At 70.5% G+C, this 20837-nt stretch carries 22 protein-coding genes and 1 tRNA gene; 16 read left to right on the forward strand and 7 right to left on the reverse strand.

What is annotated here, in order from left to right; genetic code table 11:
• Positions 1-10: 10 nt before the first annotated feature.
• The 12 genes from NON00_RS07660 (at position 11) to NON00_RS07715 (ending at position 10447) form a co-directional block, all read left to right on the forward strand.
• Positions 11-238: a hypothetical protein gene (locus NON00_RS07660; RefSeq protein WP_256019305.1), complete on the forward strand. Its 228-nt coding sequence runs from the start codon at positions 11-13 to the stop codon at positions 236-238.
• 97 nt (positions 239-335) lie between these two features.
• Positions 336-890 carry a dCTP deaminase gene (gene dcd, locus NON00_RS07665; RefSeq protein ID WP_256019310.1) on the forward strand — a complete coding sequence of 185 codons (555 nt, stop codon included), beginning with the start codon at positions 336-338 and terminating at the stop codon, positions 888-890.
• A 14-nt stretch (positions 891-904) separates the two neighbouring features.
• Complete coding sequence (gene murA, locus NON00_RS07670) at positions 905-2179, forward strand: UDP-N-acetylglucosamine 1-carboxyvinyltransferase (protein ID WP_256019312.1); 1275 nt, start codon at positions 905-907, stop codon at positions 2177-2179.
• Positions 2180-2215: 36 nt separating this feature from the next.
• A complete protein-coding gene (gene hisG, locus NON00_RS07675) occupies positions 2216-2968 on the forward strand; it encodes an ATP phosphoribosyltransferase (protein ID WP_256019314.1) in 753 nt (250 codons plus the stop codon).
• A complete protein-coding gene (gene hisD / locus NON00_RS07680) occupies positions 2965-4260 on the forward strand; it encodes a histidinol dehydrogenase (RefSeq protein ID WP_256019317.1) in 1296 nt (431 codons plus the stop codon). Before hisG ends, hisD begins: the two co-directional genes overlap by 4 nt.
• 303 nt (positions 4261-4563) lie before the next feature.
• The gene (infA, locus tag NON00_RS07685; protein WP_026033499.1) at positions 4564-4782 is read left to right on the forward strand and encodes a translation initiation factor IF-1; all 219 of its coding nucleotides are present in this window, start codon (positions 4564-4566) and stop codon (positions 4780-4782) included.
• Positions 4782-5372: a nucleoside triphosphate pyrophosphatase gene (locus NON00_RS07690; RefSeq protein ID WP_256019321.1), complete on the forward strand. Its 591-nt coding sequence runs from the start codon at positions 4782-4784 to the stop codon at positions 5370-5372. Before infA ends, NON00_RS07690 begins: the two co-directional genes overlap by 1 nt.
• A complete protein-coding gene (locus NON00_RS07695; protein ID WP_256019323.1) occupies positions 5357-6466 on the forward strand; it encodes a ribonuclease E/G in 1110 nt (369 codons plus the stop codon). Before NON00_RS07690 ends, NON00_RS07695 begins: the two co-directional genes overlap by 16 nt.
• Positions 6456-6665 carry a DNA gyrase inhibitor YacG gene (gene yacG, locus NON00_RS07700; RefSeq protein WP_256019326.1) on the forward strand — a complete coding sequence of 70 codons (210 nt, stop codon included), beginning with the start codon at positions 6456-6458 and terminating at the stop codon, positions 6663-6665. The genes NON00_RS07695 and yacG overlap by 11 nt, the downstream gene beginning before the upstream one ends.
• 140 nt (positions 6666-6805) lie before the next feature.
• A tRNA-Phe gene (locus tag NON00_RS07705) sits at positions 6806-6881 on the forward strand.
• Between the two features lie 119 nt (positions 6882-7000).
• Entirely contained in the window at positions 7001-8707 is a 1707-nt protein-coding gene (locus tag NON00_RS07710; RefSeq protein WP_256019328.1) for a methyl-accepting chemotaxis protein, read from the forward strand.
• Between the two features lie 51 nt (positions 8708-8758).
• Entirely contained in the window at positions 8759-10447 is a 1689-nt protein-coding gene (locus tag NON00_RS07715; RefSeq protein WP_256019332.1) for a methyl-accepting chemotaxis protein, read from the forward strand.
• A gap of 123 nt (positions 10448-10570) precedes the next feature.
• Here NON00_RS07715 and NON00_RS07720 read toward each other — a convergent pair whose 3' ends face one another.
• On the reverse strand, positions 10571-11413 hold the full coding sequence (locus NON00_RS07720; RefSeq protein ID WP_256019334.1) for a universal stress protein: 843 nt from the start codon (positions 11411-11413) through the stop codon (positions 10571-10573).
• Positions 11414-11561: 148 nt separating this feature from the next.
• Between NON00_RS07720 and NON00_RS07725 the strand changes: the two genes are divergently transcribed.
• On the forward strand, positions 11562-12104 hold the full coding sequence (locus NON00_RS07725; RefSeq protein ID WP_256019336.1) for an NUDIX hydrolase: 543 nt from the start codon (positions 11562-11564) through the stop codon (positions 12102-12104).
• A gap of 92 nt (positions 12105-12196) precedes the next feature.
• On the opposite strand, the gene NON00_RS07730 is transcribed toward NON00_RS07725, so the two are convergent.
• Positions 12197-13414 carry a polyhydroxyalkanoate depolymerase gene (locus tag NON00_RS07730; protein WP_256019339.1) on the reverse strand — a complete coding sequence of 406 codons (1218 nt, stop codon included), beginning with the start codon at positions 13412-13414 and terminating at the stop codon, positions 12197-12199.
• A 183-nt stretch (positions 13415-13597) separates the two neighbouring features.
• Here NON00_RS07730 and NON00_RS07735 point away from each other — a divergent pair, with 183 nt between their 5' ends.
• Positions 13598-14254: a glutathione S-transferase gene (locus tag NON00_RS07735; RefSeq protein WP_256019341.1), complete on the forward strand. Its 657-nt coding sequence runs from the start codon at positions 13598-13600 to the stop codon at positions 14252-14254.
• A gap of 125 nt (positions 14255-14379) precedes the next feature.
• Here NON00_RS07735 and NON00_RS07740 read toward each other — a convergent pair whose 3' ends face one another.
• A complete protein-coding gene (locus NON00_RS07740; protein WP_256019344.1) occupies positions 14380-14823 on the reverse strand; it encodes a cupin domain-containing protein in 444 nt (147 codons plus the stop codon).
• A gap of 385 nt (positions 14824-15208) precedes the next feature.
• Positions 15209-16384, reverse strand: a complete 1176-nt coding sequence (locus NON00_RS07745) for an NAD(P)/FAD-dependent oxidoreductase (protein WP_256019346.1) — start codon at positions 16382-16384, stop codon at positions 15209-15211.
• A 320-nt stretch (positions 16385-16704) separates the two neighbouring features.
• Here NON00_RS07745 and NON00_RS07750 point away from each other — a divergent pair, with 320 nt between their 5' ends.
• Positions 16705-17682 (forward strand): tripartite tricarboxylate transporter substrate-binding protein, encoded by a 978-nt coding sequence (locus NON00_RS07750; protein ID WP_256019349.1) that lies wholly within the window; start codon positions 16705-16707, stop codon positions 17680-17682.
• Between the two features lie 110 nt (positions 17683-17792).
• On the opposite strand, the gene NON00_RS07755 is transcribed toward NON00_RS07750, so the two are convergent.
• On the reverse strand, positions 17793-18296 hold the full coding sequence (locus NON00_RS07755; protein ID WP_370688689.1) for a flavin reductase: 504 nt from the start codon (positions 18294-18296) through the stop codon (positions 17793-17795).
• A 38-nt stretch (positions 18297-18334) separates the two neighbouring features.
• Positions 18335-18967, reverse strand: a complete 633-nt coding sequence (locus tag NON00_RS07760) for a papain-like cysteine peptidase (RefSeq protein ID WP_256019354.1) — start codon at positions 18965-18967, stop codon at positions 18335-18337.
• Positions 18968-19103: 136 nt separating this feature from the next.
• Here NON00_RS07760 and NON00_RS07765 point away from each other — a divergent pair, with 136 nt between their 5' ends.
• Positions 19104-19802 carry a dienelactone hydrolase family protein gene (locus NON00_RS07765; RefSeq protein ID WP_256019356.1) on the forward strand — a complete coding sequence of 233 codons (699 nt, stop codon included), beginning with the start codon at positions 19104-19106 and terminating at the stop codon, positions 19800-19802.
• A gap of 139 nt (positions 19803-19941) precedes the next feature.
• Here the strand turns inward: NON00_RS07765 and kynA are convergent, their stop codons facing one another.
• Positions 19942-20757 carry a tryptophan 2,3-dioxygenase gene (gene kynA / locus NON00_RS07770; RefSeq protein WP_256019359.1) on the reverse strand — a complete coding sequence of 272 codons (816 nt, stop codon included), beginning with the start codon at positions 20755-20757 and terminating at the stop codon, positions 19942-19944.
• Between the last annotated feature and the right edge of the window lie 80 nt (positions 20758-20837).

Consider the following 20837-nt stretch of genomic DNA (forward strand, 5'->3'; position numbering starts at 1 on the left):
AAGGGTTCCGATGAACAAGCCCCCAAATCCCGATCGCACCGGTCCTGATGGCGCCACGCCCGATGGTGCCGCGCCCAATGGCGCCACACAGGCGGCCCGCCCCGTGCCCTCCGAGCGCGAGGCCCGCCGCGCCGCCGCGCTGCGCGAGAATCTGCGCCGCCGCAAGGCCCAGAGCCGCGCCCGCGCCGAGGCGGAAGCCGATCCCCCCTCCGCTGCCCTGCCTCCGCGGCAGGACTGACCCCCTTCCGGCCTCGGTTGCCGCAGCGCGGCCGCTGGGCTATCCCGGCCGGCCAACGCCGCCCGCCCGCGCGCGCGCCCCAAGGGAAGCCTGCCCCATGCCCATCATGCCCGACCACTGGATCCGCCGCATGGCGACGGAACACGGCATGATCGAGCCCTTCGTGGAGAACCAGCGCCGCGAGGGGGTGATCTCCTACGGCCTCTCCTCCTATGGCTACGATGCCCGCGTGGCGGATGAGTTCAAGGTCTTCACCAATGTCGACAACGCGCTGGTGGACCCCAAGAAATTCTCGGATGACAGCTTCGTCACCCGCAAGGGCGAGACCTGCATCATCCCGCCCAACTCCTTCGTGCTGGCCCATACGGTGGAGTATTTCCGCATCCCGCGCGACGTGCTGGTGATCTGCCTCGGCAAGAGCACCTATGCCCGCTGCGGGCTGATCGTGAACGTCACCCCCCTGGAGCCGGAATGGGAGGGGCAGGTGACGATCGAGATCTCCAACACCACCCCCCTGCCCGCCCGCATCTACGCCAATGAGGGCATCTGCCAGTTCCTGTTTCTGCAGGGGGCGGGGGCGCCGGACGTCTCCTACGCCGACCGCAAGGGCAAATACATGGGCCAGCGCGGCGTCGCGCTGCCGCGGCTGTAAGGGGGAGAGACGCGATGGACCGTATCCGCATCCGTGGCGGCCGCCGGCTGGAAGGGCGCATCGCCATCGGCGGCGCCAAGAACGCCGCCCTGCCGCTGATGGCCACCGGCCTGCTCACCCAGGCGCCGGTGATCCTGACCAATGCCCCGGCCCTGGCCGATGTCGCCACCATGGGCCACCTGATCGCCCAGCACGGGCTGACGGTGGAGCATGACCGGGACAGCCGCCGCATCCTGCTCGACGGCGCGGCGACGCAGTTCGAGGCGCCCTACGACCTGGTGCGCAAGATGCGCGCCTCCATCCTGGTGCTCGGCCCGCTGCTGGCGCGCTATGGCCAGGCGCGCGTCTCCCTGCCCGGCGGCTGCGCCATCGGCACCCGCCCCGTCGACCTCCACCTGAAGGGGCTGGAGCAGATGGGCGCCGTCATCGACCTCGATTCCGGCTATATCAACGCCACGGTGCCCAAGGGGCAGAATGGCGGCCGGCTGAAGGGCGCGCGCATCCTCTTCCCGCAGGTCTCGGTGGGCGCCACCGAGAACCTGCTGATGGCCGCCACCCTGGCCGAGGGCACCACCCAGCTCATCAACGCCGCCCGCGAGCCGGAGATCACCGACCTCGCCAACTGCCTGATCTCCATGGGCGCGCGCATCGAGGGCGTGGGCAGCGACCGGCTGACCATCCATGGCGTGGACAGCCTGCACGGCACCACCCACGCCATCCTGCCCGACCGCATCGAGGCCGGCACCTTCGCCTGCGCCGGCGCCATCACCGGCGGCGAGCTGCTGCTGGAGGGCATGACGCTCGACCTCTTCGGCGCCTGCACCCGCTCGCTGCGCGAGGCCGGGGTGGAGATGATCCAGGAGGAGGACGGGGTGCGCACCCGCCGCCTCAACGGCCTGCACGGCGTCGATGTGATGACCGAGCCCTTCCCCGGCTTCGCCACCGACATGCAGGCCCAGTTCATGGCCCTGATGGCCGTGGCCGAGGGCGCCTCGATGATCACCGAGACGATCTTCGAGAACCGCTTCATGCATGTGCCGGAACTGGCCCGCATGGGCGCGCGCATCAACGCGCATGGCTCCTCGGCCATCGTGCGCGGGGTGAAGCGCCTCTCCGGCGCGCCGGTCATGGCCACCGACCTGCGCGCCTCCGTCTCCCTCATCATCGCCGCCCTCGCCGCCGAGGGGGAGACGACGGTCAACCGCGTCTACCACCTCGACCGCGGCTATGAGCGGATCGAGGAGAAGCTGGCCGGCGTCGGCGCCGACATCGCCCGGTTGCAGGGCTGACATGGCCTTGCCGCTTTTCTGGTGATACAACCCGCCATGGACCAGCCCACCACCCGGCCCGAACTGGCCAGCGACCCCAGCCAGCCCAACGGCCAGCCCACTGGCCACCCCACTGGCCAGCCCATTGGCCAGCAGCCCCTCGTCCTCGCCCTGCCCAAGGGGCGCATCCTGAAGGAGCTGGGGCCCCTGCTGGCCCGCAGCGGCATCGTCCCCGCCGCGGATTTCCACGCCGACTCCAGCCGCCGCCTGCGCTTCGAGACCAACCACCCGGATCTCGACGTCATCCGCGTGCGCAGCTTCGACGTGGCCACCTTCGTCGCCTTCGGCGCGGCGCAGATCGGCATCTGCGGCGCCGATGTGCTGATGGAATTCGACTACCCCGAGATCTACGCCCCCCTCGACCTCGGCATCGGCCGCTGCCGCGTCGCGGTGGCCGAGCCGGAGGCGAGCGCCGAACGGCAGGAGATGGTGCGCCAGTCCCGCCTCGCGGTGGCCACCAAATATCCCAACATCGCCCGCCGCCACTTCGCCACCAAGGGCATCCAGGCCGAGGTGGTGCACCTGAACGGCGCGATGGAGCTGGCCCCCTCCCTCGGCCTCTCCCGCCTGATCGTCGACCTGGTGCAGACCGGCTCCACCCTCAAGGCCAATGGCCTGGTGGAGACCGAGGTCATCGCCCAGGTGACCTCCCGCCTGATCGTCAACCGCACCGCGCTGAAGACGCGGCCGGAGGCGATCGGGGAATGGCTTTCCCGCTTCCGCGCAGCACTCGCCGAGGTTGCCGCATGATCCGCCTCTCCACCGCCGATACCGGCTTCGAGGCCGGCTTCCGCGCCCTGCTCGACACCGCGCGGGAGACCACCGCCCGGGTGGATGCCGCCGTCGCCGCCATCATCGCCGCCGTGCGCGAGCAGGGCGATGCCGCGCTGCTGGAGATGACGGCGCGCTTCGACCGCTGGCAGCCCGAGAGCGCCGCGGCGCTGCGCGTCAGCGAGGCCGAGATCGCCGCCGCCCGCGCCGCCTGCGCGCCGGAACTGCTGGACGCGCTCGACCTCGCCGCCACCCGCATCGAGCGCTTCCACGCCGCCCAGCTCCCCCGCGATGTCGAGCTGGACGACCCGCTGGGCCTGACGCTCGGCCTGCGCTGGGGGCCCGTGGACGCGGTCGGGCTCTATGTGCCCGGCGGCAAGGCGGCCTATCCCTCCTCCGTGCTGATGAACGCCATCCCCGCCCGCGTGGCCGGGGTGGGGCGCATCGCCATGTGCGTGCCGACGCCGGACGGGGTGCTGAACAACCTCGTCCTCGCCGCCGCCCACCGCGCGGGGGTGACGGAAATTTTCCGCGTCGGCGGCGCCCAGGCCATCGCCGCCCTGGCCTGGGGCACGGCGGCCATCGCCCCGGTGGACCGCATCGCCGGCCCCGGCAATGCCTATGTGGCCGAGGCGAAGCGGCAGGTCTTCGGCCGCGTCGGCATCGACTCGATCGCCGGGCCGTCCGAGGTGGTGGTGCTGGCCGATGCCAGCCAGAACCCCAAGCTGATCGCCATGGACCTGCTGGCCCAGGCCGAGCATGACGAGAGCGCGCAGTCCATCCTGATCACCACCAGCGCGCAGATGGCCAATGCGGTCGAGCACGCGGTGGAGGAGGCCCTGCTCACCCTGCCGCGCGCCGCCATCGCCGGGGCGAGCTGGCGCCGCCACGGCGCGCTGATCGTGGTGCGGGACTGGGAGGAGGGCGCGGCCCTGACCGACCGCCTGGCGCCCGAGCACCTGCAGATCATGGTCTCCGACCCGGCCGGGCTCTTCGCGCATATCCGCCATGCGGGCGCCGCCTTCCTCGGCCCCCACTGCCCGGAGGCGCTGGGCGACTATATCGCCGGGCCGAACCACGTCCTGCCCACCGGGCGGACGGCGCGCTTCGCCTCCGGCCTCTCGGTGTTCGACTTCCTCAAGCGCACCACCTGGGTGAGCGCCGAGCAGCGCGGCCTGGACGCCATAGGCCCCGCCGCCGTGGCCCTGGCCGAGGCAGAGGGCCTCACCGCCCATGCGCGCAGCATCGCCATGCGGCTGGGGCAGGGCTGAAGGGGGGCTCCGCCCCCCTTGCCCCCCGCCGGGGTGGCACGGCCACCCCGGACCCCGCGTTCAGTTTGGCGCTTTCTGATGGCGGGGTCCGGGGGGACCCTGTCCCCCCGGTGGAGGGGTCTGGGGAGGCGAAGCCTCCCCAGAAAAGCCGGGCAGCGTTGCCGTCCTTGACCGTAGGCGCCCGCCCCCTCATCTTCTGCCCGCGAATTCTCCGGCGCGGGTTCCCGCGGCGGTGCTTCCACACATCCAGCAAAGCGGAGATGTCCGGCGCAGATGCGTCGCCTGCCGCGATGAAGAGGTCTGATGTCGAAAGAAGATATGATCGAGTTCAGCGGCCAGGTCGTTGAGCTGCTCCCCAACGCGATGTTCCGCGTCAAGCTCGACAATGACCACATGGTCCTGGCCCATACCAGCGGCAAGATGCGCAAGAACCGCATCCGCGTCCTGGCCGGCGACCGCGTGAATGTCGAGATGACGCCGTATGACCTGACCAAGGGCCGCATCACCTTCCGGTTCAAGTAATGTCCCTGGCGGGCCAGCCGGCCCTGGTGCTGGCCAGCAGCAGCCCGCGGCGCCTGGATCTGCTGAAGCGGATCGGCGTCGTGCCCGCGCGCGTGCGGCCACCCGATATCGACGAATCCCCGCTGAAGCAGGAGCTGCCCCGGCAACTGGCCGGGCGCCTCTCCCAGTCCAAGGCCCGCGCCGTCATGGCCAGCGAGCCGGAGGCGCTGGTGCTCGCCGCCGACACGGTGGTGGGTGTCGGCCGCCGCATCCTGCCCAAGGCCGAGACGGAGGAGCAGGCGCGGGCGTGCCTGGACCTGCTCTCCGGCCGGCGGCACCGGGTCTATACCGGCGTGGCGCTCGGCCTGCCGGATGGCCGCCTGCTGACGCGCGTGGTGGAAAGCATCGTCACCTTCCAGCGGCTGACGGCCGGGCAGGTCAACGCCTACATCGCCAGCGGCGAATGGCGCGGCAAGGCCGGCGGCTACACCATCCAGGAATCGGCGGAGGCCTTTGTCCGCTTCCTCGCCGGCAGCCATTCCAACGTGGTGGGCCTGCCGCTGCACGAGACGGCGCAGCTGCTGCGCGGCATCGGGTGGCTGAGGCCCTGATCCATGTCTCCGTCTCGCCCGGGGAGCAGCGCACGGCGCTGACCCTGGACGGGAGGCTGGAGGCCGCCTTCACCGAGCGCCCCGCCCGCCCCGAGGGGGTGGGGGATGTGCATGTCGCCCGGCTTTCCGCCCGCGCCCCCGCCATGGGCGGCGCCTTCCTGGCCCTGGCCGGGGGCGAGACCGGCTTTCTCCCCGATACCGAGGGCGCCAAGGGCCGGCACGAGGGCGCGTGGCTGCGCGTCACCGTCACCCGCGCGGCGCAGGGCGGCAAGGGGCCGCGCCTCTCCGCCAAGGGCCATGAGGGCGCCGAGCAGGGGCCGCTGCGCCTGATCGCGCGCGGGCCGGATGCGCCGCGCCTCCTGGCGGCGCGCCACCCGCAGGCCCGGCTGGTGGTGGACCACGCCGCCACCGCCGCCCGGCTGCGCGCCGCGCTGGGGGCGGAGCGCGTCACCCTCTCCCCCGCCCCCGCCTTCTCCGAGGAACTGGAAGAAGAGTTCGAGACCCTGGCCGGCATGGCGGTGCCGCTGCCCGGTGGCGGGCGGCTGACCCTGCACCCCACCCCGGCGCTGCTGGCCATCGACATCGATGCCGGCACCCAGGCGGGCGGGCGGGACGCGGCGGCGCATCACCGCCTGAACGCCGCCGCCCTGGCCGAGGCGCTGCGCCAGATCCGCCTGCGCCACCTCGCCGGCGCCATCCTGGTGGACATGGCCGGGATGGCGGTGAAGAAGCGGCAGGAACTTCTGCCCTGGCTGAAGCCCGCCCTGGCGGCGGACCCGGATCTGCGGCTGCTCGGCCTCACCGGGCTCGGGCTGCTGGAATTCCAGCGGCGGCGCACCCACACCCCGCTGCATGAGGTGCTGGGCCACCCGCTATCCCCCCTCACCCGCGGGCTGGCGGCGCTGCGGCGCGGCGCGCGCGATGCCGCCGCCCGCCCCGGCGGCCGCTGGGCGCTGACCGCCCACCCCGCCGTGCTGGAGGCGCTCCGCCACTGGCCCGGCGCGCTGGAGGAGTTCGCCGCCCTGGCCGGCATGCCGGAGCTGCGCCCGGACCCGCTCTGCCCCGCCGGACAGGAGCATCTCCATGCCGTCTGACACGCCCCCCGCCCCGCGCCCGCCGCGCCGCGCCGCCTGCCCCGTCTGCGGGAAACCCGCCGCCACGGGCCATCGGCCCTTCTGTTCCGACCGCTGCCGGCAGGTCGATCTCGGGCGCTGGCTGTCCGGTGGCTATGTCATCCCCGGCCGCCCGGCCGAGCCGGAGAATGAGGACGAGGAACAGGGCTTCCAGCCCTGAAAGCCGGGTTTCCGCATGGGATCGCGGAAACTCCGGAACTCCCTCAAAACAATTCAACTTCCCCGCTGGACAGCCTCGCCGTCATCCAGTATTCACCCGGCCACCAACCGATGGCGGTCCGCAAGGGCCACCAAGCATGGGCCCAGATAGCTCAGTTGGTAGAGCATGCGACTGAAAATCGCAGTGTCGCTGGTTCGATTCCGGCTCTGGGCACCATCCTCTCTTTCTTATGATCAGGCATCCGTCGCGGGCCACCTCCTGGTGAGGTTTGGTTAACCGCGTCCCCGTGAATGTCTCCGGCGCCTACCCGCCCGCCGCCGGAGAAAACCACCGCGATGCCCAGCCTGCGGATCCCCCACAGCCCGCTGACGCAGTGGCCCCTGGCCCACAAGATCCTGCTGGTGACGGGGCTGATGGCCAGCATGGCCCTCGGCACCGCCTGGCACACCACCGGCGTCCTGTGGGAGACCAATGAGCGCTACAACGCGCTGCTGGAAAGCGATTCCCGCGCCGCGGTGATGATGGCGCGGCTCAACACCACCCTGCAGAACTATGCCCGCCTGCTCTGGCGCGCCGTCGCGGCCGAGGGGCTGGGCGACCCCGCCGCCATGCGCCGCGAGCTGGATGCCGCCCGCCGCGAAATGGCCGAGCGCCTCGCCCTCAGCGAAACCATGCTGGGGCCGCAGGCCACGCGCCTCGCCGCCTTCCGCGCCACCGAGGCGCGGGCCCGCCCGGTCATCGCCGAGGCCGAGCGCCTCGCCTTCTCCGGCCAGGGCGAGGCCGCGCGCCGCCTCCTGGTGCAGCAATACGACGCCCTGTCGCTGGAAATGCGGCTGCAAATCCGCGCCGTCTTCGAGCAGACACAGAAAGAGATGGACAGCGCCGCCGCGCAGCTCACCGGCACCACGCGCGACACCTACTGGCAGGCGCTCCTGACCGCCGCGGGCGGCACCCTGCTGGCCACCGCCTTCGCCCTCTGGCTGATGGCGGCGGGGGTGGCGCGGCCCATCGGGCGGATCACCACCCGCATGCGCGCCCTGGCCGCCGGCGACAAGGACAGCCCCGTGCCCGGCGCCGAGCGCCGCGACGAAGTGGGCAGCATGGCCGCCGCCCTCGAAAGCTTCCGCCGCGCCGCGCTGGAGCAGGACCGCCTCGCCGCCGAGGCCACCGCCGAGCAGGAAGCCCGCATCCGCCGCGCCGCCCAACTGGAAAAAATGGTCCGCGCCTTCGAGCACGAGACCAGCGCGCCACTGCGCGAGGTCGGGCAGGCCGCCCTCACCCTCGACCGCATGGCCGAGGAAATGCAGACCACCACCGACAACGGCACCCAGCGCGCCAAGGTCCTCGCCACGGCCTCGCAGCAGGCCAATGCGCATGTCCAGTCCGTCGCCGCCTCCACCGAGCAGATGGCCGCCTCCGTCGCCGAGGTCGCCCGCCAGCTCGCCGAAAGCGCCCGCATCGCCCGCCAGGCGGCCGACAATGCCGAGGCCACCGACACCACCGTGGGCAGCCTCGCCGAGGCCGCCAACCGCATCGGCGAGGTCGTCCGCCTGATCAGCGACATCGCCAGCCAGACCAACCTGCTGGCGCTCAACGCCACCATCGAGGCCGCCCGCGCCGGCGAGGCCGGCAAGGGCTTCGCCGTCGTCGCCTCCGAGGTGAAGGCGCTGGCCAACCAGACCGCCCAGGCCACCGAGCAGATCAACGCCCAGATCCTCGGCATGCAGGGCGAAACCCAGCAGGCGGTGCGCGCCATCCGCGAGATCGGCGGCACCATCAGCAGCATGAACAACATCACCGGGCAGATCGCCGCCGCCGCCGAGGAGCAGGCCGCCGCCACACAGGAAATCGGCCGCGCCGTCAGCGACGCCGCCTCCGGCACCCGCGAGGTCAACAGCCACGCCGTCGAACTCAGCGCCGGCGTGCAGCAGGCAGGCCAGGCCGCGCGCCGCGTCCGCGAGGCCTCCGCGACGCTCAACCGCACCACGGGCCAGCTTCGGCAACAGATCGACGGCTTCCTCTCCGGCCTGCGCGCCGCCTGAAGGCGGCATCCCCCCCACCCTCCCGTACCCTAATCAGAAGAGCTGCACGCCATGGCAAAGCTCCTCGGCAATCTGCCGATCGTCCGGAAAATCCTGCTGGTGATGGTCCTCATGGCCCTGACCGCCATCGGGACCGCGCTCTACACGACAGGCCACCTCGCGGAAGCGGATGACCGCTACAGCGCCCTGCTGGCGGGCGAGACCAAGGCCACGGTGCAGATCGTGCGCGCCAACACCAGCCTGACCGAGATCAGCCGCCAGCTCCTGCGGCTGGTCACCGCCGAGTCTCCGGCCATGGCCAACGAGGCCCATGCGGCCATCGACACGGCCATCCGCGAGATGAATGAGCGGCTCGACCTCGCCCTCAGCCTCCTGCCCCGCATGGCCGCGGATTTCAACGGCTTCGCCGAGAATCGCCGCCAGACCCAGGAGGCCGCCGATGAAGTGCGCCGCCTGATGCGGGCGGGCAACCTCGAAGGCGCGCGGCAGGCCTTCGCCGGGCGCTTCGACCCGCCCACCAACCAGTTCCGCCGCCAGCTCCGCACCATCGTCGAGAAGACGCTGGACGAGCTCGACGCCACCGCCCGCGCCACCACCAATCAGATGGATTCCACCTACTGGCGCGCCCTGCTGGCCGCCGGCGGCGGCACCCTGCTGGCCACCGCCTTCGCCCTCTGGCTGATGGTCGCCGGCGTCACCGGGCCCATCGGGCGGATCACCGCCCGCATGCGCGCCCTGGCCTCCGGCGACAAGGACAGCCCCGTGCCCGGCGCCGAGCGCCGCGACGAGGTGGGCAGCATGGCCGCCGCCCTCGAAAGCTTCCGCCGCGCCGCGCTGGAGCAGGACCGCCTCGCCGCCGAGGCCGCCGCCGAGCAGGAAGCCCGCATCCGCCGCGCCGCCCAACTGGAAAAAATGGTCCGCGCCTTCGAGCACGAGACCAGCGCGCCACTGCGCGAGGTCGGGCAGGCCGCCCTCACCCTCGACCGCATGGCCGAGGAAATGCAGACCACCACCGACAACGGCACCCAGCGCGCCAAGGTCCTCGCCACGGCCTCGCAGCAGGCCAATGCCCATGTCCAGTCCGTCGCCGCCTCCACCGAGCAGATGGCCGCCTCCGTCGCCGAGGTCGCCCGCCAGCTTGCCGAAAGCGCCCGCATCGCCCGCCAGGCCGCCGACAATGCCGAGGCCACCGACACCACCGTGGGCAGCCTCGCCGAGGCCGCCAACCGCATCGGCGAGGTCGTCCGCCTGATCAGCGACATCGCCAGCCAGACCAACCTGCTGGCGCTCAACGCCACCATCGAGGCCGCCCGCGCCGGCGAGGCCGGCAAGGGCTTCGCCGTCGTCGCCTCCGAGGTGAAGGCGCTGGCCAACCAGACCGCCCAGGCCACCGAGCAGATCAACGCCCAGATCCTCGGCATGCAGGGCGAAACCCAGCAGGCGGTGCGCGCCATCCGCGAGATCGGCGGCACCATCAGCAGCATGAACAACATCACCGGGCAGATCGCCGCCGCCGCCGAGGAACAGGCCGCCGCCACACAGGAAATCGGCCGCGCCGTCAGCGACGCCGCCTCCGGCACCCGCGAGGTCAACAGCCACGCCGTCGAACTCAGCGCCGGCGTGCAGCAGGCCGGCCAGGCCGCGCGCCGCGTCCGCGAGGCCTCCGCGACACTCAACCGCACCGCCGATCAGCTGCGGCGGCAGATCGACGGCTTCCTCTCGGGGCTGCGGGTGGCGTGAGGAAAGCCTTCTTTTTCTGAAGAAAAAGAAGCAAAAAGACTTTTTCAGTGTGGCGTCTCGCCCCTCGAAGTCGGGACGCCACACTGGAAAAAATCAGACTGGGAAAAATCAGGCTGGGAAAAATCAGTGCGAGAGCAGGATGGGAACCGTCATGCTCTGCAACAGGCTGCGGGTGACGCCGCCCAGCACCATCTCCCGCAGCCGGCTATGGCCATAGCCGCCCAGGATCATCAGGTCCGCCCCCAGCTCGGCGGCGCGGTTCAGCAGGGTGTCGGCCTCGCTGATGCCGGCGGCCACGATATTCTCCACCTCCACCTTCAGGCCATGCCGCGCCAGATGCAGGGCGATATCGGCGCCCGGCTCCGCGCCATGGCCCCCCTCCCCCCGCCGCGGGTTGATGGCGAGCACCGTGGTGGTGGAAGCCGCGGCGATCAGCGGCAGCGCATCATTCACCGCCCGCGCGGCCTCGCGGCTGGCATTCCAGCCGATCAGCACCCGCTCGCCCAGGCTGTTGAAGCGGCCGGCATAAGGCACCACCAGAAGCGGGCGGCCGGAGGTGAAGAGGACCTCCTCCAGCACCGCCGAGGCCAGGGGTGGGCCGCCCGGCTGCGTCTGCCCGAGCACCACCAGATCCGCGTAGCGCGCATGCAGCGCCACCAGCGAGGCCGTCTCACCCTCGCCCAGGCGCCATTCGCCTTCGACCGCCTCACGCCGCAGGGTCTCGCGGAACAGCGCCTCAACCTCGCGGGCCCGCTCCTGCGCCTCGTCGCGCATCCGGCCCAGCACGGTGGAGACGGCATTGGCGCTCGCCCCCTCCCCGGCGAAAACCGGCCAGGCGACATCAATGACGAACAGCCCCGCCAGATGCGCGCCATGCCGCCGCGCCAGCCCCGCCGCGAGGCGCAGCCGCAGGGCCGAAGCCTCCGTCCCGTCCAGGTGAACCAGGATGTCCTTGAGCTGCGTCATGGCGTCTTCCCCTTTTGCCCGTCTGGCTGGCCGCGACGCTAGGCGCACCGCCCACGGCTGGCCTTGATCTGTCGCAAGGGGAAACAGCCATTGGCGTTGGGCCCTGTCTGCGGCAGGAGGAAACCGCAACCCGCGCCGGAGACGCCGCATGGCCGACGAGATCACCACGCTGAGCAGCCGCATCGCCTACGCCAATCGCTGGCTGCGGGTGCGGGAAGACATCATCCGCCGCCCCGATGGCGCGGAAGGACTCTATGGCGTGGTGGAGCGGAGCGATTTCGTCGTGCTGCTGCCCTGGCAGGATGGCCGGCTGACCCTGGTGGAGCAGTACCGCTACCCCATCCGCGCCCGGCAATGGGAACTGCCCATGGGCACCTGGGAACAGGCGCCCGAAACCGACCCGCTGCACCTCGCCGCCGCCGAACTGCGGGAGGAAACCGGGCTGGTGGCGGCACGGCTGGAGCGGCTCGGCACCATCTTCCAGGGCGCAGGCTACTGCAACCAGAAGGGCCATGTCTTCCTCGCCACCGGGCTGGAGCAGCACGCCCATGCCCGCGAGGCCACCGAACAGGATATGGTCTGCCGCAGCTTCACCCTGGCCGAGGTGGAAGCCATGGCACGGAATGGCACCCTGCAGGATGCGCCCACCCTGGCGGCCCTGGCGCTGGCGCGGATTCAGGGAGTCTGGTGAGGGTTCTTTTTTGAAAAAAAGAACCAAAAAACTTTTTTCAGTCAGCGTCCCGCCTCAGGCCTGAAGCGGGACGCCAAACTGAAAAAATGCTCTTAGCCTGCTTCCGCGATGATCTCGCGCACCAGCGGATAGACCTCATTGGCCCAGCGCCGCCCGCTGAACACACCATAATGCCCGGCACCGATCTGCAGATGGTTGCGCTTCATGGTGTGCGGGATGCTGCGGCAGAGGTCGAGGGCGGCGGAAGTCTGGCCGATGCCACAGATATCGTCGCGCTCGCCTTCCACGGTGAGGAGGCGGGTGCGGCGGATGGCCTCGGGCCGCACCGGCCGGTTGCGGTGGGTCAGCTTGCCCATCGGCAGGTGGTGCTCCTGGAAGACGCGGCGGACGGTCTCCAGGTAGAATTCCGCCGGCAGGTCCATCACCGCCAGATATTCGTCGTAGAAGCGGCGATGCGCATCCGCCAGCTCCGAGTCGCCACCGACCAGGTTGCGGAACTGCTCCACATGGGCGTTCACATGGCGGTTCATGTTCATCGACATGAAGGCGGTGAGCTGGAGGGCGCCCGGATAGACGCGCCGCCCGCCACCCCGCAGCCGCCAGGGCACGGTGTCGATCAGGTGCTGCTCGAACCAGGCGATGGGCTTGGACTGCGCCAGTTCATTCACCTTGGTCGGGCTGATGCGGGTATCGATGGGGCCGGCCATCAGCGTCATGCTGCGCGGCGTGGCCGGGTTGCGGTCCTCCGCCATCAGCGAGACGGCGGCGAGCACCGGAACCGCCGGCTGGCAGACGGCCAGGATATGCCCACCGGGCCCGATTTCCTCCTGGAAGCGGATGACGTGGTCGACGAACTCGTCGAAGCCGAAGCGCCCGGCCGAAAGCGGCACGTCCCGCGCATTGGTCCAGTCGGTGATATAGACGTCATTGTCCGGCAGCAGCACCTGCACCGTGCCGCGCAGCAGGGTGGCGAAATGGCCGGACATCGGCGCGACCACGAGGATTCGTGGCTGCGGGATATCAATTTCCTTGCGGAAATGTAATAGCGTGCCAAAAGGGGTGGAGAAGACGGGTTCTTCCTCCACCGCGACCGCCCGGTTGCCGACCTGGACGGTGCGGAACCCGAAGGAGGGCCGTTCATGGGTGATGGCCGTGCTGCCCAGCAGCTCGAGCGCGGCTGTGAGCTGCCGCAGGCCATAGGTTTCCGGTCGTCCGGTGTCGAACTGGCGCAATAAGGCGCCTGTTCCCCGCGCGAACTGCCGGATGGGCGTCATCAGGTCCTGCTGGGCCTGATAGATCTGGTACATCATTCCGCCGGAGCCTCTTCCGCGCAAAGCCATGACCAAGTGTGGCCGGCTTCTTGCCGCCGCCCCAGCGAACGGTAACGCAAAGGTACCTTCGCTGCGAGCCTGCATCTTGACGGGCCAGTTATGACCATTCCGTCAAGCGCGTGCCGCGCATAAGGTTGCATCGTCATCGCGCAGGGGTGTGCCATGAGTGACTCCCGGCTTCTCATCAGCAGCTACAACTACTCCTCCTGGTCCATGCGGGGCTTTCTGCTCTGCCGCCTGGCCGGGATCCGATTCGCCGTGCAGACCGCCTCGGCGGAGGACCCGCGGGTGCGGGCCGAACTGCTCTCGCGCAGCTCCACCATCCGCCTGCCTTGCCTGGTGCAGGGCGACATCCGGCTGTGGGACACGCTGGCCATCGCCGAGCACCTCAACGAGCAGCACCCCGGCGCGGGGATGCTGCCCGCGGCGCCGCTGGCCCGCGCCCATTGCCGCTCCATCTCCGGCGAGATGCATGGCGGCTTCTCGGCGCTGCGCGCCTCGCTGCCGCTGAACATCCGCGCCCGCCGCCCGGGCTTCCGCGTCTGGTCCGGGCCACAGGCGGATATCGACCACCTGCGCTCCATCTGGGAGGAATGCCTGGAGAATTACGGCGGGCCCTGGCTGTTCGGGGAGCGGCCGGGCATCGCCGATGCCATGTTCGCCCCCGTCGCCAGCCGCTTCCTCACCTATGATGTCCGCCTGCCGGGCGCCGCCGGGGCCTACCAGGACCACCTCCTGGCCTGGCCCGACGTCGCCGACTGGATGGGCGAGGCCGAGCGCGAGCCCGAGGCCATCGAGGAACTCGAGGTCGAGTTCTGACACCACGCCGCCCCGCGCCCGGGGCCCCGCGGGGAGCCCCGGGTGGCGGCGCGCCAAACCCTCTCCGGCACTGGCCTCTCGGGCATGGGCCTCTCTGGCCTGGGCCTGTGGCATCGCGCCGGGCCTCAGCCGCTGGCGGCCGGCACAGGCCAGGGGGTGGGGGATGGCACGGGGGCCGGGCCTTCCGCGTCATGCGTGCCGAAATCGGCCGGGCCCACCACCTCCAGATATTCCATGTCCGGCGAGTAGTCGAAGAGGAAGTGCCGGATGCCCGGCCGCTGGTGCACGCAGTCGCCGGCGGCCACCAGGGTTTCCTTGTCCTCGTACATGAAGCGGGCCCAGCCCTTCAGCATCAGCACGATGTGGAATTCCGCGCTGTGCGTGTGCCAGCCCGTGCCCTTCTCCGGCGCGCTGTTGGCGCGCACCAGATGCGCGATCACCCGCCCCCCCGTCGCCTGGGCCACGCCCAGGTCGCGGTAGAGGAAGAAATCCCGCAGCCCCTGGCCCTTCCAGGGCGTGTCACCGGGGCGCACATGCGAGAACTCATTGACGATGGTCTTGTCGAGCATCCGCGTCATCCTGCCGCTGGAGGAGGGGACGGAATGGCGCCGGGCGCCACTCCCCCGGATGCACGGGAGGGGCCGCGGCACCCGGTGCGGCGCAGCATCCTTCAGTTGATTATTGCATCGCAATAAAAAAGCGGGGCGGGCACCCCGCCGCCGCCCCTCCGCCCGTGATGAAAAAGAGAAGGGCGATGCAACTGGCCGGAAAGGGAAGAAAATTGAGCGGAGGGCAGGCAGCGGCAAGGCAGATCAAAAAATAGCGAGGATTCCGCCTTTGCTTAACCGGTGCCCCGGCGCGGCGCCGGGCTGGCCGCCACCGCCCCCGGGCCTGCCCCCTCCAGCGCCGCCCCACACCTGGCCCCGCGGCGCGCCCCACCCCGGGCCGCCATGGCTAGACCGACTCGCCGGCACTCCAGCCGCTCGCCCAGGCCCATTGGAAATTATAGCCGCCCAGCCAGCCGGTGACGTCCACCGCCTCGCCGATCACGTGCAGTCCGGGAACCTCGCGCGCCGCCATGCTGCGGGAAGAGAGCGCGGCCGTGTCCACGCCCCCCAGCATCACCTCCGCCTTGGCATAGCCCTCGCTGCCCGCCGGCGTCAGGCTCCACTGGCCGAGACGCGCGCCAGCCTGGCGCAGGGCCTTGTCCGTCTGCTCGGCCATGATGCGCTCCGGCAGCCAGGCGGCGGCCAGGGCCTGCGCCAGCCGCTGCGGCAGCCACTCGGCCAGCACGCTGCGCGGGCCCGCCTTCGGCCGCGCCTGCTTCGCCGCCAGCAGCGCCGCCACCGCATCCTGCCCCGGCAGCAGGTCCAGCGTGATCGCCGCGCCCTCCCGCCACGCCGAGGAAATCTGCAGGATCGCCGGGCCAGACAGGCCGCGATGCGTGAACAGCACCGCCTCCGGGAAGCGGTGCCGCCCGAGCCGCGCCACCGCCGGCAGCGCCACGCCCGACAGCTCCCGCATCATCGCCAGCTCCTCCCCGGCGAAAGTCAGCGGCACCAGCGCCGGGCGCGTCTCCGTCAGGGGCAGGCCGAAGCGCCGCGCGAGGTCGAGGGAAAGCCCCGTCGCCCCCATCTTCGGGATGGACAGGCCGCCCGTGGCCAGCACCAGCGCGGGCGCGGTGAAGACGCCCCTGTCCGTCTCCACCCGGAAGGCATCGGCGCGCGAGACGCCGGTGATGCGGTGCGCCAGCCGGATCTCCGCCCCCACCGCGGCGCATTCGGCCAGCAGCATGGCCACGATCTGCCGCGCCGAGCCGTCGCAGAACAGTTGCCCCAGCGTCTTCTCGTGCCAGGCGATGCCGTGCTTCTCCACCAGCGCCAGGAAATCCGCCGGGCGGTAGCGCGAGAGGGCGGATTTGCAGAAATGCGGGTTGGCCGAGAAATACCGCTCCGGCACCGTCTCGCGGTTGGTGAAGTTGCACCGCCCGCCACCGGAAATGAGGATCTTCGACCCCGCCTGGGGCGCATGGTCCAGCACCAGCACCCGCCGGCCCCGCTGCCCGGCCCGGATCGCACACATCAGCCCGGCGGCGCCGGCGCCCAGGATCAGCGCATCATAACTCTGCATCGGCCGCGCATAGCCCGAAAGCCACCCCTGCCGGAAGCGCCACCGCCCGGAATCTCCGCCCTCCTCCCCCGCCGCCGGGGATAACCCCGATCTATCCCCAGTTTCCGTGGATGAAGCTGGGGATAAGGAAGGGGAAGCCGTGGGGACAGGGAGGAAGAGAGGTTTCTTAAGTGTTTATTTTTGAAAGGGGAATCGACGAAATCCCCGGCACCTTGTTGCGCCTCCGGGCGGGTTTGCCCTTGCCAGGGGGGCGGGGGAAAGGCTTGGCTGGGGGGCAAGGCCCGCCGGCAAGAGCGGGCCCCTTCCAGGGAGGAGTGCCCATGAGGCTTTTGTCTCGCCGCCTGCTGCTGGCCGCGCCCTTGGCCATGCCCTTGGCTGCCCCCGCGCTGCGCGCCCAGCCTGCCTGGCCCAACGGGCCGGTGCGGCTGATCGTGCCCTTCCCGCCAGGCGGCAGCGTGGACACGCTGGCCCGCCTCGCCCAGCCAGGCCTGCAGGCGGCGCTCGGCGTGCCGGTGGTGATCGACAACCGCGGCGGCGCCAGCGGCTCCATCGGCACCGCCGCCGCCGCCCGCGCCGCGCCGGATGGGCAGACCTTCCTCTTCGTGTTCGACACCCATGCGGTGAACCCGGCCCTGATCCCCAATCTGGGCTTCGACACGCGGCGCGACCTCGCCGGCGTCATGCTGATCGGCACCGCCCCCATGCTGATCACCACCCACCGCTCCCGCCCCTGGCGGGACCTGCCGGCGGTGCTGGCGGCGGCACGGGCGAAGCCGGAGAGCATCACCTATGGCAGCATCGGCAATGGCAGCCTCGCCCACCTGACCATGACGCTGATGCAGGAACAGGGCGGCTTCCGCGTCACCCATGTGCCCTATCGCGGCGGTGGCCCGCTGAGCGCCGCCGCCGCCGCCGGAGAGGTGGACCTGCCCATGGCCACCAATGCCGGGCTGGGCGGGCAGGTGGGGCAGACGCTGCGGCCCCTGGCGCAGACTGGCGCCAGCCGCTCCGTGCTGTTCCCTGATCTGCCAACGGTGGCGGAGGCCGGCCTGCCCGGCGTGGATGCCCTGGCCTGGTGGGGCGCCCTGGCCCCCGCCCAGACGCCGCGCCCCATCCTCACCCGCTTCCACGCCGCGCTGATGCAGGCCTTCCGCGCCCCCGAGGCCCTGGCGCGGCTGGCCCAGCCGCTCGGCATCGATGCCGTGCTCTCCTCGCCCGAGGAATTCGAGGCCTTCCTGGACCGGCAGATGGAAGTCTGGGGGCAGGTGGTGCGGGAGAAAGGAATCCGGGCGGATTAGGAGAGAGAGAAAGTAAAGCATCTTCTTTTTCTGAAGAAAAAGAAGCAAAAAGACTTTTTCAGTCTGGCGTCCCGCCTCCGGCCTGGAGTGGGGCGCCAGACTGGAAAAAATTACGACGCCACGGGCAGCGGCAGCTTGTGGTAGTCGCGCTGCCACCAGATCAGCCCCGGCCCCTTCTCCCCCAGGCGAATGGCGCGGATGGCGGCAAAGAACACGCTGTGCGTGCCCTTTTCCAGCACATCCTCGATCTCGCAGTCGAGCGACACGGCGGCGCCCTCCAGCGCCGGGCTGCCCGTCTCCAGCACCGACCAGGAACCGTGGCGGAAACGCTCCTCCGCCGTGGCGGCACCGGTCATGCCGGCGAAGGTGTTGGAAATGTCGCTCTGCGCCGCCGAGAGCACATTGACGCAGAGCACCCCATTCGCCTTCACCGCCGCATGCTGGCTGCTGGTGCGGTTGATGCAGACCAGCAGCATCGCCGGCTCGTCCGTGACGGAACAGACGGCGCTGGCCGTCAGCCCCGCCCGGCCGGCCGGGCCATCGCTGGTGATGACGCTGACCGCCGCGCCCAGGCGCGCCATGGCTTCGCGGAAATCGGGGCGGGAGACGGGCATGGGCATTCTCTACAGTCAGGGCTGGGGGAAGGATAATCTCACATTCCGCCCCCGCAAGATGCCGCCAGCCGATAGCCCCGCCCCGCCAGCGCGGCGGACCAGGCCTCGCCATCGCCCCGCCAGCCGAAGCCCGGGCGCTCCTCGATGGTGAGGGAGGCCATGCCCTCCGGCAGCTGCCCCGGGCGATAATTGACCAGCAGCAGTTCGAAGCCGCCGGGCTGGAGCTTCTCCAGCAGCGCCGGCAGGCGCAGCAGCTCCGGCGCGCGGTCCGCCCCGTGGCGCTCCCGCACGAAGAGGGGCGGCGGGCCGGGCGGGCGCTCCGCCAGGCGCCGCGCCAGGGCGGCGAAGCGGGCGGCGGCGCGCGGGATATGCTCGCGCCAGCCGGGCAGCACGCCCTGGGTGGCGTCCTTCGGGAAGTCGTGCTCGTGGATGATGCCGTAGCGCGCGTTGCGGATATGCTGCACGCGGCCCGCCTCGTCACGCTCCTCCACCAGCAGGTCGGGGTGGTAGACGGCGCCGGCCTCCAGCCCTTCCTCCAGGATCGCCAGCAGCCCGTGCAGCGGCAGGATGTACCAGTCGAACGGGTATCCGGTGGTGAAGCCGAAATGCGCCCGGAGATTATGCGTCAGCCGGCAGCGCGAGCCGAGGGGGATGATGCGGGAGACGTCCATGCCCCTGATGTGAACAGGCGCGGCGCAAAAAAACAGCCGGTTTTTCACATCCCGGCCGGGCGGGGCGGCGCCGGGCTTCCGCCCGTGGTGGTTCCGTCTATCCTGCGCCCCTTCCCTCCCCGCATGAGGAAACGACATGCCCGAAATCACGATCCAGGCGAGCGACGGCAGCGGCAGCTTCAGCGCCTACCTTGCCATGCCGAAGACGCTCCCGGCCGGCGCGGTGGTGATGATCCAGGAAATCTTCGGCGTGAACCACGCCATGCGCGCGCTGTCCGACTGGGTGGCGGATATGGGCTTCATCGCCATCAGCCCGGATCTCTTCTGGCGGCAGGAACCGGGCGTGCAGCTGACCGATGGCAGCAAGGCGGAATGGGACCGCGCCTTCGCCCTGATGAACGGCTTCGACCAGCAGAAGGGCGTCGAGGACCTGAAGGCCACCCTGGCCGTGGCCCGCACCCTGCCGGGCAGCAATGGCAAGGCCGGCACCATGGGCTTCTGCCTCGGCGGGCGGCTCGCCTTCATGATGGCCACCGACTCGGACGCGGATTGCAACATCTCCTACTACGGCGTCGGCATCGATGGCCTGCTGGAGGGCCGGGAGCGCATCGCCAGGCCGCTGCTGATGCACATCGCCGAGCTGGACCGCTTCGTGCCCGAGGCGGCGCGCAAGGCGATCCAGGCCGGGCTGGAGGGCAATGCCCACGCGGCGGTGCATGTCTATCCGGCGGTGGACCACGCCTTCGCCCGCATGGGCGGCCATTCCTGGGACGGCCGCGCCGCCACCATCGCCAATGGCCGCACGGCGCAGCTTCTGGCCGAAACGCTGGGGTAATTTTTCAAGAAAGGGTTCTTTTTTAGAAAAAAAAGAACCAAAAAACTTCTTTCCGTTGGCGTCCCGCCTCAGGCCATAGGCGGGACGCCAAACTAAAAGAAAGTCTTTTTGCTTCTTTTTCTTCAGAAAAAGAAGATTTTCAAAGCCTTGTCCGCACCGACCAAAGTTCAGGAAAAAATTTCCGCTCCAGCGCCGCCTTCAGGTATCCCACCCCGGCGGAGCCGCCGGTGCCCTGGCGGTGGCCGATGATGCGCTCCACCGTGGACATGTGCTTGAAGCGCCAGGTGCGGAAGGCATCTTCCAGGTCCACCAGTTCCTCGGCCAGCTCATAGAGGACGAAGTGGCGGCTGCTGTCGCGGTAGACGGCCTCCCAGGCGGCGATCACCGCTTCATGTTCCGCATGCGGCTGCGTCACATCGCGCGTGAGCACGGCCTCCGGCACCGGCAGGCCATGGCGGGCCAGCAGGCGCAGCGCCTCGTCATAGAGGCTCGGCGCCTCGTAGGCGGCCTGGAGGATGGCCATCACCTCCGGCCGGTGCGCGTGGGGGCGCATCATGAAGGCGTCCTTCGCGCCCAGGCGGAATTCCAGCAGCCGGTACTGCCAGGACTGGAAGCCCGAGGCGGCGCCGAGGCTGCCGCGGAAGGCGAGGTAATCCGCCGGGGTCATGGTGGTCAGCACGTCCCACGCCTCGACCATCTGGCGCTGGATGCGGGCGACGCGCGCCATCGCCTTGAAGGCCGGGCCGGGGTCATCGGCGCGCAGCCGGGCCACGGCCAGTTCCAGCTCGTGGTTCATCAGCTTCATCCACAGTTCCTGCACCTGGTGGATGACGATGAACAGCATCTCGTCATGCTCGCCCGAGAGCGGGGACTGCGCCTTCAGCAGCGCGTCCAGGCCGAGATAATCGCCATAGGACATGCGCTGCCTGAAATCCGTCTCGACGCCCTCGACCATCCTGCTCTCCCCGGTGTTGCGGTGGCGGCAGTCTAGCGCGGCCCGGGCGGGGGCGCGCCAGGGGGAGAACCTGGAGGGGA

Origin of the sequence: Roseomonas sp. GC11, from assembly GCF_024437745.1 — a bacterium.
GTDB lineage: Bacteria > Pseudomonadota > Alphaproteobacteria > Acetobacterales > Acetobacteraceae > Pseudoroseomonas.

Excerpts from the sequence above, each read along its gene's own strand:
- NON00_RS07660 (WP_256019305.1), top strand. The coding sequence starts at position 11 with ATGAACAAGCCCCCAAATCCCGATCGCACCGGTCCTGATGGCGCCACG.
- dcd (WP_256019310.1), top strand. The coding sequence starts at position 336 with ATGCCCATCATGCCCGACCACTGGATCCGCCGCATGGCGACGGAACAC.
- murA (WP_256019312.1), top strand. The coding sequence starts at position 905 with ATGGACCGTATCCGCATCCGTGGCGGCCGCCGGCTGGAAGGGCGCATC.
- hisG (WP_256019314.1), top strand. The coding sequence starts at position 2,216 with ATGGACCAGCCCACCACCCGGCCCGAACTGGCCAGCGACCCCAGCCAG.
- hisD (WP_256019317.1), top strand. The coding sequence starts at position 2,965 with ATGATCCGCCTCTCCACCGCCGATACCGGCTTCGAGGCCGGCTTCCGC.
- infA (WP_026033499.1), top strand. The coding sequence starts at position 4,564 with ATGTCGAAAGAAGATATGATCGAGTTCAGCGGCCAGGTCGTTGAGCTG.
- NON00_RS07690 (WP_256019321.1), top strand. The coding sequence starts at position 4,782 with ATGTCCCTGGCGGGCCAGCCGGCCCTGGTGCTGGCCAGCAGCAGCCCG.
- yacG (WP_256019326.1), top strand. The coding sequence starts at position 6,456 with ATGCCGTCTGACACGCCCCCCGCCCCGCGCCCGCCGCGCCGCGCCGCC.
- NON00_RS07710 (WP_256019328.1), top strand. The coding sequence starts at position 7,001 with ATGCCCAGCCTGCGGATCCCCCACAGCCCGCTGACGCAGTGGCCCCTG.
- NON00_RS07715 (WP_256019332.1), top strand. The coding sequence starts at position 8,759 with ATGGCAAAGCTCCTCGGCAATCTGCCGATCGTCCGGAAAATCCTGCTG.
- NON00_RS07720 (WP_256019334.1), bottom strand. The coding sequence starts at position 11,413 with ATGACGCAGCTCAAGGACATCCTGGTTCACCTGGACGGGACGGAGGCT.
- NON00_RS07725 (WP_256019336.1), top strand. The coding sequence starts at position 11,562 with ATGGCCGACGAGATCACCACGCTGAGCAGCCGCATCGCCTACGCCAAT.
- NON00_RS07730 (WP_256019339.1), bottom strand. The coding sequence starts at position 13,414 with ATGATGTACCAGATCTATCAGGCCCAGCAGGACCTGATGACGCCCATC.
- NON00_RS07735 (WP_256019341.1), top strand. The coding sequence starts at position 13,598 with ATGAGTGACTCCCGGCTTCTCATCAGCAGCTACAACTACTCCTCCTGG.
- NON00_RS07740 (WP_256019344.1), bottom strand. The coding sequence starts at position 14,823 with ATGCTCGACAAGACCATCGTCAATGAGTTCTCGCATGTGCGCCCCGGT.
- NON00_RS07745 (WP_256019346.1), bottom strand. The coding sequence starts at position 16,384 with ATGCAGAGTTATGATGCGCTGATCCTGGGCGCCGGCGCCGCCGGGCTG.
- NON00_RS07750 (WP_256019349.1), top strand. The coding sequence starts at position 16,705 with ATGAGGCTTTTGTCTCGCCGCCTGCTGCTGGCCGCGCCCTTGGCCATG.
- NON00_RS07755 (WP_370688689.1), bottom strand. The coding sequence starts at position 18,296 with ATGCCCGTCTCCCGCCCCGATTTCCGCGAAGCCATGGCGCGCCTGGGC.
- NON00_RS07760 (WP_256019354.1), bottom strand. The coding sequence starts at position 18,967 with ATGGACGTCTCCCGCATCATCCCCCTCGGCTCGCGCTGCCGGCTGACG.
- NON00_RS07765 (WP_256019356.1), top strand. The coding sequence starts at position 19,104 with ATGCCCGAAATCACGATCCAGGCGAGCGACGGCAGCGGCAGCTTCAGC.
- kynA (WP_256019359.1), bottom strand. The coding sequence starts at position 20,757 with ATGGTCGAGGGCGTCGAGACGGATTTCAGGCAGCGCATGTCCTATGGC.